The organism is Vibrio rumoiensis 1S-45 (genome assembly GCF_000286955.2).
Taxonomy (GTDB): domain Bacteria; phylum Pseudomonadota; class Gammaproteobacteria; order Enterobacterales; family Vibrionaceae; genus Vibrio; species Vibrio rumoiensis_A.
In genome coordinates this window covers 1-11,134 of sequence record NZ_AJYK02000092.1, presented here as the reverse complement: position 1 = coordinate 11,134, position 11,134 = coordinate 1, and the positions used below count along the sequence as shown (strand labels likewise).

Here is an 11,134-nt window from a genome sequence, read left to right as displayed (position 1 = left end):
CCCCATGTGAGAGTAGGACATCGCTAGGCTTATATTTTAAGGCCTCCCATTCATGGGAGGCCTTTTTCGTTTCTGCCTCCAGTCCAAACCCCACAAAGCATTAAGCCTTAATAAATTTCTTTTGAGAGACTTGCCATAAAGCATTTATCAATGGATTCTCTAATTGTGATTTTTGACAACAAATCCCTAATTTGAAAGGCTTAATTGGTGCGACTTTTAAGCGTTGAATTTTTTCTTTAACAGGGCTGTTATTAATCACAACATCAGGAGCAATTCCCACACCAAGCCCTAAAGCGACCATGCTTACTACGCCTTCATGACCAGATGTCTGTGCGTAGATATTTGGTTTTATTTTCATATCTTTAAACCAAGTATTACTTCTGTCTCGAGCCGTTCCAGCTTCAGGAATAATGAATGGGATTTGTGACCAATCCGGGTGATCTTTTTGCAGCTCAAGGGTAAAACTGCTTAGGCTAACAGGGGCTATAACTGAAAGAGGGATCTCTCCTATGGTTTCGAATTCTAAACGTGCTGGTAATTGAGTTGGTAGCGCGCTAATGACAATATCAGCTTCGTTGTTTAATAATTTTTCTATGGCTTTAGCAGGATCTCCAGTTGATAGCTTTAATTCAATATTGGGATAAGCCAAACGAAAATCAGTGAGTAGTTCCGGTAGATGACTAAAACTGGCCGTTACAGAGCAGAACAACCGTATCTCCCCTGTTAAGTGATGGTCGTTACCTTGGATCGTGCTGCAAAATTGCCCCCATTCACTTGTGATATTTGATGCCACAGGTAATAAGCGTTTTCCAGCCTCAGTAAGCTCTACACTACGGTTGTCTCGAACAAGCAGGCGCTGGCCTACTTCATCTTCTAGTTTTTGAATTTGTCTACTTAGTGCTGAAGGACTGATATGCATTGCCGTTGCTGTCTTACTAAAATTTTGACTGCTGCATAAGTGAACAAATAAATGCAAACTTTTTATGTTCAATGTGACCTCTTTAACTAATTGCGTTTTTTGCAACGATTAGTTGTGAATATATCACTTTCCGCAATTGATTTCGTGTTTTAATATGACTTCATCGAGTGGGTAACACAGTGTATCTAGCGTACTCACCAAATACGGATTAATTATATTAAACAGGATTTCTATACTATGGCTAACTATTTCAATACTTTGAATCTACGTGAACAATTGGACCAATTAGGTCGTTGTCGTTTTATGGATCGCGCAGAATTTGCTTCAGAAGCAGATTACCTTAAAGGTAAAATAGTGGTGATCGTTGGTTGTGGTGCTCAAGGCTTAAACCAAGGTCTTAATATGCGTGACTCTGGTCTAAACGTTGCTTATGCATTACGCCAAGCGGCTATTGATGAACAACGTCAATCATTTAAAAATGCCAAAGATAACGGCTTTGAAGTAGGTAGCTATGAAGACCTCATTCCTCAAGCTGACCTTGTTGTTAACCTTACTCCAGATAAGCAACACACGAATGTTGTTGAAACCGTTATGCCTTTAATGAAGCAAGGTTCAGCGCTTGGTTACTCTCATGGCTTCAACATTGTTGAAGAAGGCATGCAAATTCGTAAAGACATCACGGTTGTGATGGTTGCTCCTAAATGTCCAGGCACTGAAGTTCGTGAAGAATATAAGCGTGGTTTTGGTGTTCCAACTCTTATCGCTGTTCACCCTGAAAATGATCCTCAAGCTGAAGGCCTAGAAATAGCTAAAGCTTGGGCGGCTGCAACGGGTGGCCATCGCGCAGGTGTTCTTGAATCATCATTTGTAGCCGAAGTGAAATCTGACTTAATGGGTGAACAAACAATTCTTTGTGGCATGCTTCAAGCTGGTTCAATCGTTTGTTATGAAAAAATGATCGCTGATGGTATTGATGCAGGTTATGCGGGTAAATTACTTCAATTTGGCTGGGAAACAATCACAGAAGCATTGAAGTTTGGCGGTGTGACACACATGATGGATCGCTTATCTAACCCAGCGAAAGTGAAAGCATTTGAGTTATCTGAAGAGCTTAAAGATCTTATGCGTCCTTTGTATAACAAGCACATGGATGACATTATTTGTGGTGAGTTCTCACGCACTATGATGGCTGATTGGGCGAATGATGATGTAAACCTACTAGGTTGGCGTGAAGAGACAGGCCAAACAGCATTTGAAAATTACCCTGAATCAGACGTAGAAATTTCTGAGCAAGAATATTTTGATAATGGCATTCTAATGATTGCTATGGTTCGTGCAGGGGTTGAACTTGCGTTTGAAGCAATGACAGCATCTGGCATCATTGATGAGTCTGCGTACTACGAATCTCTACATGAGTTACCATTAATCGCGAATACCGTTGCACGTAAGCGTTTATATGAAATGAACGTAGTAATTTCTGATACAGCAGAGTACGGAAACTACTTATTTGCTAATGTAGCCACACCATTATTACGTGAGAAATTTATGCCTAAAGTTGGCACAGATGTAATTGGTAAAGGCTTAAACGAAGAAAGTAACCAAGTTGATAACGGTCAGCTAATTGAAATTAACGATGCACTTCGTAACCACCCAGTTGAGTGGATTGGTCAAGAGCTACGTGGCTATATGAAGGATATGAAGCGTATCGCGGTAGGCGGCTAATTTTTATTCTCTACTGGGCATAATTTTACTGTCGAAAATACGCCCAATAGTTTCGAAAATATCCATTTAAACAAAAGGCTTGCCAGTGATGGCAAGCCTTTTTAGTTCTATTAACGTTCAGATAAAATAGACGTTATTTTTGTTCACTTAGTTTGCTTTCAATATCGGCAAGCTTTGCTTCTAGTTCATTCAGTTTTTGGCGTGTGCGTAATAATACTTGTGTTTGCACGTCAAACTCTTCACGTGACACCACATCAAGCTTATTTAATTGCCCTTGGATGACTTGGCGTACTTTTTGATCAACGTCTGAACCTAAGTCTTTGACAGGTTGAGGCATAGACTCATGAATTTGTTTTGCGATTTGCTCTATTTTTTTTGCATCAAACATATAAAGGAACTCCTAATTAATTGTGTTTATTCTATGCAAAGACGGGCTAAAAGTCCTAAACAAATAATAAGCAGGTAATAAAAAAGGCTACCGAAGCAGCCTTTTAAGGTTAATATTTTTGGTTAACGATTATCGGCTAGCTCGTTATGAGCGTCATTCTCACCGGTTTCTTCGATAGCAGGAATACTCTCATCGAATTCAGGTAAAGGCTTATGCTCACTAGCTAAATAGCTATAAATCACAGGTAAGACGAACAAAGTAAAGATAGTACCAATGGCTAGGCCAGATACAATTACGATGCCAATGCTAAAGCGTTGAGCTGCACCTGCGCCACTTGCATAAAGCAGAGGAATTAAGCCCGCAATCATAGCCGCAGTTGTCATGAGTATTGGGCGTAAACGTACTTTTGCTGATTCCATCACAGCTTCCATTCGTGACTTACCATGATGTAGTTGCTCTTCTTTGGCCACTTCACAAATTAAAATACCGTGCTTAGTAATGAGACCGACTAAGGTGATTAATCCGACTTGTGAGTAAATATTCATGGTCGCAGCGCCCCAAGCTAAGGCGATTAAAGCGCCACAAATAGCCAGTGGAACGGAAACCATGATAACCAATGGATCACGAATAGATTCAAATTGTATCGCCAACACTAAGAATATAATGGCTAATGCAAGAGCAAAAGTACCATATAAAGCGCTGCCTTCGGTTACAAACTGGCGAGCTTCGCCAAGATAGTCGTGATTATACCCAAGAGGTAACTTAGTTTCTGCAATGTTCTCAAACCAATCAACAGCCTGCCCCATAGATGCGGTAGGTGATGGCACTGCGCCGATAGTGGCAGAGTTCAGCTGATTAAAGTGAGGAAGAGTACGAGGCTCTGCAATCACATCAATAGAGACTAAGCCGCCAAGAGAGATGGCATTACCATTCGCTGCACGAACGTAATAATCTTTCATTGACTCAGGGTTTAAGCGATATTTTCGCTCGACTTGTGGGATCACTTCGTATGAACGACCATTTAAATCAATACGGTTGACATAGCCATCTGCCATCATAGTACCAAGAGTGACCGCAATATCTTGCATGGTCACGCCATAAGCACCGGCTTTATCCTTATCGATATTGATTTTCATGGTTGCTGAGTCAAAATTTAGATCCAAGTTTGAATAAACAAACAATGGGCTCTTCGTCGTCTCGACTAAGATATCACTGGCGATTTGGAATAAGCTTTCAAAGCTATTTGGCGTGGTAATAACAAACTGCATAGGCAGGCCTGATCCGGCACCTGGCAGCTCGGGCATTTGGAAAGCCGTTACTGCCATTCCAGGAATGTCTTTTACTAAACCGCCAACACGATTAGTTACCTCTGATTGACTGGCTTCACGCTCACTCCAAGGTTTCATTGATGCGATACCAAATGCTTGGTTGGAAGCTGGAATACCAGTGAATACTTGAGCATACTGAATTTCAGGTTGCTCCGTTAAAATCTTATTTACATCATTCATGCTGTTTTGTAGGTAATCTAAGTTGGCATTAGATTGACCGGTACCAATGAGAACCACCACACCTTTATCTTCAGATGGTGCTAATTCACTTGGAATGAACTTGAATAATAGCGGTAAGCTCGCAAAGACAATGATAGCGAAGGCAATAAATACAGGACGGTGCTTCATTACTGCATGTAGCATGCGATCATAGCGGTTGGTCATACGCTCAAGAACATTGTGGACAGCAGTTTCAAATCTGCTTGGTTTTACATTGGCTTTGAGCATTTTTGAACACATCATCGGAGAGAGTGTTAAAGCTACAATACCAGACACAAATACTGCGCCAGCCAAGGTTAAAGCAAACTCTTTAAAGAGCGATCCTGTTACCCCTCCCATTAATGCGATAGGTGCATATACCGCGCCTAGTGTCACCGTCATAGCGATAACTGGTAATGCGATTTCACGAGTACCAATAATGGCAGCACGAAATGGCGTTTCACCTAATTTAATATGCCGATCAACGTTTTCAAGAACCACGATAGCATCATCGACCACTAAACCGATGGCGAGAACCATGGCCAGTAGCGTCATCAAGTTCCAAGAAAAGCCCATCATTTGCATGACCATGGCTACACCGACAAGCGATAAAGGAATGGTAATGATTGGAATGATAACTGCACGGAATGAGCCTAAGAACAAGGTAATTACGATTAATACAATTAATGCAGCTTCCAAAATGGTATGAATAACTTCATTAATGGATTCATTAATCGCAACCGTTGAGTCATACATCACTCGCATGGTGATATTGCTCGGTAGATTCTTTTCAAGCTCAGGTAAAAGCTCCAGAACATCGTGGGCAATATTAATCGGGTTGGCGGTTGGTGTCGCATCAATCGCGGCTACAACCGCTTCGTTACCGTTAGCTGTGGCACGGTAAGTATCATGGCTTTTTGCTAGCGTGACTTTTGCAATATCACTTAAACGAACCACTCGACCTTTGTCTGATTTTACGATCAGTTTTTCTAGTTCCGTGGTGTCTTCCACCTGAGTGTTTGCGCTGCCGTTATACAGAACAAATTCACCCGTTGCCTGACCAGCTGCTGATTGGTAGTTATTGGCATTTAAGATCGACATCACATCAGTTGCGGTTAAGTCAAATGCAGCCATTTTAGGCGGATCAAGCCAAATGCGTAGCGCATATTGTAGACCACCGTAAAGGTTAACTTTTGATACACCGTTTACTGTAAACAGTTGCGGGTTGATTACACGCTCAAGGTAATCCGTAATTTGGCTTGAAGAAAGTTCATCAGAAGTAAAGCCAATATAAAGTACCGATGTCGTCGAACCGGTTGACATGGTTACGGTTGGATCTTCTGCTTCTTTTGGAAGTTGAGATCGGACCGAGTTGGTTTGAGCTAAAATATCGGCCAGCGCCCCATTAGGATCAGTATTTAGCTTCATATTTACCGTAATGGTTGAAGCACCTAAAACTGAAGATGAGGTCATGTAATCGATATTATCGGCTTGAGCGATCGCTTGTTCTAAAGGCTGAGTAATAAAGCCTTGTATCAAGTTCGCACTTGCCCCGTAATAACCAGTGGTCACGGTTACAACGGTATTTGTCATTTCAGGGTATTCACGCACTGACATTTTGAAGATTGCCTGGAAGCCAAGCAATGCAATCAATAAGCTAATGGATACCGCTAAAACTGGACGTTTAATAAAAACATCAGTAAAGCGCATAGTGCCTCCAGTTACAGCATTGGGGTAGTTTCTGGAGGTGTTGTCGCATCACTCTCCACAACTTTAACTTTTGAGTTATTACTCAAACGAACTTGTCCTGAAGTGACGATGGTTTGTCCATCTTCAATTCCTGTCAAGATATGAGCAATACTGCCTTTACGTTCGCCAACGGTAACAACCTGTTGCTTAACTCGCTTCTCGCCATCCTTTTCCTCTACGACATAAATACTGTCGCCATATAAAGTGTAAGTAATGGCTGTTTGAGGAACAATGATTTGTTCTGTTAGCGTAGGCATAATGATGCTGGCACGAGCAAACATACCGCTGCGTAATTGACCGTCGTTATTCGGAATATCTGCTTGAACTTGGATTAAACCACTTTGTGCATTCACCGCAGGTTCAATAGCGCTGATTTTTCCTTTAAAGGTCTTACCTGGGTACGAATCAGCAAGAATATTGATTTGTTGATCAACATGAATTTTAGAAATGTCGGTTTGAGGAACAGTAAAGCGCAAACGCATAATACTTGTATCTTCTAAGCGTACAACATCCGTTCCAGTCGTTAAAAACTGGCCTAAAAATACATTTCTCAAACCAACGATTCCGTCAAAAGGAGCGGTAATAGTGCGTCGTTCAATCGCGGCTTTAGTGCTTTCAATGTCTGCAGATAAGGAAAAGTAATCCGCTTGGGCATTATCGTACGCTTCTTGAGAAATCGAACCTTTTGAAAATAGCCCCTTATAACGCAAATATTTTGCTTTTGCGGCAGGCAATTTAGCTTGAGAGCTTTTTAATTCAGCATTTTCAACTTTTGAATCAACTTGAACAAGAACCTGACCTGTCGTTACTTTGTTGCCTGATTCGAAATCAATCTTTTCAATTTGGCCACTGGCTTGAGCAGTTAGCGTTACACCTTGATTTGGTTCAACAAAACCAATTGCATTAATTGTAGGAACCCAATCCTCAGGGGTGACCTTAACAACGGTCACTGGAAACTCTGGCTCTGGCATATTTGCCATGTACTCGGCGATTTTTTTCTGTTTAAACATGTTAAAACCAATAACGCTCCCAAATAAAATCAGGGCGATCAGTAACATGAAGAAAGTCCACTTTTTCATTTTGATTTGAACTCCAAATTAATGTTGAATGACTGCACCCCAGCTAGCATCAATAGCCGCTTCTAACGCAGGTTCGGTAACAATATAACAGCCGAGAGCGTGTTTTCTGGCAATGGCCAAGCTAACATCTAAACTCAAACTGGCTAATAAGTGATTATCAAGCGGTTTAAATACGCCAAGGGCTTTACCTTCAGTAAATAGCGCTTCTACTTTGTGAAATAATTTTCTTTCTAGTTCTAAACTACGAGTGCTTACTGTTGGAAGAGATTCGTATTGAATACGGTTTAAAATCATATCCACTTCGGATTGAGTTGAAGTGAGTGTGGAAACATTCTTCCAAATCAACACAAATCTTTCCTTTAAAGACATGTGGTCTTCAACGCCTTGTTGTACCATATTGGCAACACGTTGAAGAACATGAATTCGAACCGCTTCAACCAAATCGTTTTTATCTTGGAAATAGCGGTATATCGTCCCAGTAGCCACTCCAGCTTCTTGGGCGAGTTTAGACATAGATAATCCTTGAAAGCCGTTTTGAGCAATTAGATGCTCGGCGGTATCAAGAATGAGTTGTCTTTTATCCAAGTTTGAATTGACCATATAAAAATGATAGTAGTGAATGAACGTTCATTCATTATATGCTTTGCTTTATGATTCGCTAGTTTAATTCATAAATTATTATCATTTTGTTACATCTGTTAAATGTAGCAATAGGAACCAAAAATGTTGAGAGCACAATGAAACTAAACCCAAGACAAGATGAAGCAGTGAAATATGTGTCTGGCCCTTGCCTTGTATTGGCTGGCGCTGGCTCAGGAAAGACTCGGGTCATTACCAATAAAATGGCTTATCTTGTTCAACAATGCGGTTATCAAGCTCGCCATATTGCAGCGGTAACGTTTACCAATAAAGCCGCTCGAGAAATGAAAGAACGAGTAGGACAAACCTTAGGCAAAAAAGAAGCCCGAGGTTTAATGGTGTCGACTTTTCATACCTTAGGCTTAAATATTATTCGACGAGAATATAAATCGTTAGGGTTAAAAGCGGGTTTTTCCTTATTTGACGATCAAGATCAGCTAGCGTTACTTAAAGAGCTTACAGAAAAGCAACTCGATGGCGATAAAGATTTATTACGTCAATTGATGAGCAGTATTTCAAATTGGAAAAATGACATGTTGGTTCCTGAGCAAGTGCTGGGTATGGCTCAATCTGAGCAAGATCACTTGTTCGCCTTTTGTTTTGAAATGTATCAAAAGCAAATGAAAGCCTATAATGCGCTCGACTTTGATGACTTAATTGCCATGCCAGTGCTGTTGTTACGTACGAATCAAGAGGTGCGTGAGCGTTGGCAATCTCGTATTCGTTACTTGCTGGTGGATGAATATCAAGATACCAATACCAGCCAGTATGAACTTGTCCGATTGATTGTGGGTGAGCGAGGACGCTTAACCGTAGTTGGCGATGATGACCAATCGATTTATTCTTGGCGGGGCGCTAAACCACAAAACTTAGAGTTACTTAGCCAAGATTACCCGAACTTAAAGGTCATTAAATTAGAACAAAATTACCGCTCAACCAGTCGAATTTTGCGCTGTGCCAATATATTGATCGCCAATAACCCACACGTATTCGAGAAAACATTGTTTTCCGAGATCCCCGATGGTGAAAAACTCAAATTACTGACTGCAAAAAATGAAGATCATGAAGCCGAACGAGTCACCGGTGAAATTATTGCGCATAAGTTTTTAAACCGCACTGATTACAAAAGCTACGCGATTTTGTATCGAGGTAACCACCAATCTCGCTTGATTGAGAAATCACTGATGCAAAACCGCATTCCTTATAAAATTTCTGGTGGGACGTCTTTTTTCGCTCGCGCGGAAATTAAAGACATCATGGCGTACTTGAGAGTCTTGGTTAATCCTGATGATGACAATGCCTTTTTGCGTATTGTAAATACACCTAAGCGAGAAATAGGCCCAGTCACGTTAGAGAAACTTGGTAGCTATGCCAACATGCGTGGAAAAAGCTTATTTGAAGCGAGCTTTGAGTTAGGGCTAGAGCAACACCTTTCCGGTCGTGGGTTGGAATCGTTGCGTCGCTTCACTTCATGGATTGTAAAAATTTCAGAGAACGCTGAAAGAGGGAATACTGTAGAAGCGGTTCGTTCTTTAGTTCGTGATATTAATTACGAAGATTGGCTCTATGAAACCTCACCAAGCCCCAAAGCGGCTGAAATGCGCATGAAAAATGTCTCAGATTTATATTCTTGGATTACTGCAGATCTAGAAGGTGACAACTATGACCAAGAAGTGAAAACCTTAAAAGAGGTCGTTCAGCGTTTAACGTTACGTGACATGATGGAGCGAGGAGAAGGCGATGATGATGCTGACCAAGTGCAATTAATGACTCTTCATGCATCTAAAGGTCTTGAATTTCCTTATGTGTTCTTAATGGGAGCGGAAGAAGGTATTTTGCCGCACCAAACCAGTATTGATGAAGACAATGTCGAAGAAGAACGTCGCTTAATGTATGTCGGGATCACTCGAGCTCAGAAAGAATTAACGTTTACGATGTGTCGAGAGCGAAGACAATATGGGGAGTTGATTAAACCCACTCAAAGTCGTTTTTTAGATGAGCTACCGTTTGATGATGTTGAGTGGGAATTGCAGAAAAAACCACAAACCGCAGAAGAACGAATGGAGAAAGGGCAGAGCCATATTGCCAATATTAGAGCAATGTTTAGCAAAGAGTGATGCTCTAGGCAGCTAAGAGAATTTTAAAGTGGTAAGAAAAAGCTAAAATAGACATATAAAGCTCGTTCATCCTATTGATGCCCGAGCTTTATTTTTTAATGAAATTTATAGACCAGCAGCCATAAATTCGATGGCTGCTTTGATTTCATCGTCAGAGCAATCCATACAGGTGCCTTTTGGTGGCATGGCATTAAAGCCTTCTATTGCGTGCTTAATTAACGTTGCTTCACCTTGAGCGACACGGGGAGCCCAATCGGCGGCATTGTCTTTCTTCGGAGCACCGCTCACGCCAGTACCATGACAAGCGATACAGAAAGTGCCATAAACAGTCGCACCATCACGAGGTCCAGATGGGGCTGCTGCAACAGGTTCACTACCCGCAAGGTAGACATCACCAACCGGCTTTATGCGCTCAGCGATGGCTGCTTTATCACTATCACTGATAGTTGAAGCAAAAGAAACCGATGAAAAAGTGAATACTGCAGTTAAAATTATTAGGGTTTGGCGAATCATATCCATAAACTCACTATATGCTTTAGGTAAAAGTACACCCATTTCTTCCTTGAAGCAGTTGCTACAATGGTTTGGGTATAAATCTTATTTGCTCTTAGGCGCGTGTTTACTTAAAAGTTTGATAAATCAATAGTTATAAAATTGTAAACAAGGGGTGATTATATCCTTTTAATATGTTGGTATAAACCATAAGATTACGGTGATATGGGTCTGGTCACATCCTAAATGGCTTTCTATTGCGCCTAATTGCTGAAAAACACATCAAACGGTAAAAAAAGTCAAAAAAACACTAGACGACCCAGTGTGATATCCGTATTATTCCACTCCGCCGATAGGGCATGCGCCCGTAGCTCAGCTGGATAGAGCGTTGCCCTCCGGAGGCAAAGGTCGAAGGTTCGAATCCTTTCGGGCGTACCATCTCTGGAATGCTTTAGAAAGTGAACATCGGTAAAAAACATTGGTGGCTGTAGCTCAGTTGGTAG

The 11,134-nt window shown here is 41.2% G+C and carries 8 protein-coding genes and 1 tRNA gene; 3 read left to right on the top strand and 6 right to left on the bottom strand.

The features are described 5' to 3' along the window. Positions 1-100: 100 nt before the first annotated feature. On the bottom strand, positions 101-991 hold the full coding sequence (ilvY, locus tag A1QC_RS12865) for an HTH-type transcriptional activator IlvY (RefSeq protein ID WP_017025067.1): 891 nt from the start codon (positions 989-991) through the stop codon (positions 101-103). A gap of 165 nt (positions 992-1,156) precedes the next feature. On the opposite strand from ilvY, the gene ilvC reads away from it, so the two are divergent. Continuing rightward, on the top strand, positions 1,157-2,641 hold the full coding sequence (gene ilvC / locus A1QC_RS12860) for a ketol-acid reductoisomerase (protein WP_017025066.1): 1,485 nt from the start codon (positions 1,157-1,159) through the stop codon (positions 2,639-2,641). Between the two features lie 133 nt (positions 2,642-2,774). Here ilvC and ubiK read toward each other — a convergent pair whose 3' ends face one another. The 4 genes from ubiK to A1QC_RS12840 form a co-directional block, all read right to left on the bottom strand. Further along, a complete protein-coding gene (gene ubiK / locus A1QC_RS12855) occupies positions 2,775-3,029 on the bottom strand; it encodes a ubiquinone biosynthesis accessory factor UbiK (protein WP_017025065.1) in 255 nt (84 codons plus the stop codon). A 122-nt stretch (positions 3,030-3,151) separates the two neighbouring features. Next, entirely contained in the window at positions 3,152-6,265 is a 3,114-nt protein-coding gene (locus A1QC_RS12850; RefSeq protein WP_017025064.1) for a multidrug efflux RND transporter permease subunit, read from the bottom strand. 11 nt (positions 6,266-6,276) lie between these two features. Continuing rightward, positions 6,277-7,383 carry an efflux RND transporter periplasmic adaptor subunit gene (locus A1QC_RS12845; protein WP_017025063.1) on the bottom strand — a complete coding sequence of 369 codons (1,107 nt, stop codon included), beginning with the start codon at positions 7,381-7,383 and terminating at the stop codon, positions 6,277-6,279. A gap of 18 nt (positions 7,384-7,401) precedes the next feature. After that, positions 7,402-7,983 (bottom strand): TetR/AcrR family transcriptional regulator, encoded by a 582-nt coding sequence (locus A1QC_RS12840; RefSeq protein WP_017025062.1) that lies wholly within the window; start codon positions 7,981-7,983, stop codon positions 7,402-7,404. A 137-nt stretch (positions 7,984-8,120) separates the two neighbouring features. Between A1QC_RS12840 and rep the strand changes: the two genes are divergently transcribed. Continuing rightward, positions 8,121-10,139, top strand: a complete 2,019-nt coding sequence (rep, locus tag A1QC_RS12835; RefSeq protein ID WP_017025061.1) for a DNA helicase Rep — start codon at positions 8,121-8,123, stop codon at positions 10,137-10,139. Between the two features lie 105 nt (positions 10,140-10,244). On the opposite strand, the gene A1QC_RS12830 is transcribed toward rep, so the two are convergent. Beyond that, positions 10,245-10,658 carry a c-type cytochrome gene (locus A1QC_RS12830; protein WP_026025810.1) on the bottom strand — a complete coding sequence of 138 codons (414 nt, stop codon included), beginning with the start codon at positions 10,656-10,658 and terminating at the stop codon, positions 10,245-10,247. A 334-nt stretch (positions 10,659-10,992) separates the two neighbouring features. On the opposite strand from A1QC_RS12830, the gene A1QC_RS12825 reads away from it, so the two are divergent. Beyond that, a tRNA-Arg gene (locus tag A1QC_RS12825) sits at positions 10,993-11,069 on the top strand. Positions 11,070-11,134: the final 65 nt, after the last annotated feature.

Bases quoted from the DNA above. Each gene is read 5' to 3' on its own strand.
- ilvC (WP_017025066.1), top strand. From the start codon at position 1,157: ATGGCTAACTATTTCAATACTTTGAATCTACGTGAACAATTGGACCAA.
- ubiK (WP_017025065.1), bottom strand. From the start codon at position 3,029: ATGTTTGATGCAAAAAAAATAGAGCAAATCGCAAAACAAATTCATGAG.
- A1QC_RS12850 (WP_017025064.1), bottom strand. From the start codon at position 6,265: ATGCGCTTTACTGATGTTTTTATTAAACGTCCAGTTTTAGCGGTATCC.
- A1QC_RS12845 (WP_017025063.1), bottom strand. From the start codon at position 7,383: ATGAAAAAGTGGACTTTCTTCATGTTACTGATCGCCCTGATTTTATTT.
- A1QC_RS12840 (WP_017025062.1), bottom strand. From the start codon at position 7,983: ATGGTCAATTCAAACTTGGATAAAAGACAACTCATTCTTGATACCGCC.
- rep (WP_017025061.1), top strand. From the start codon at position 8,121: ATGAAACTAAACCCAAGACAAGATGAAGCAGTGAAATATGTGTCTGGC.
- A1QC_RS12830 (WP_026025810.1), bottom strand. From the start codon at position 10,658: ATGGATATGATTCGCCAAACCCTAATAATTTTAACTGCAGTATTCACT.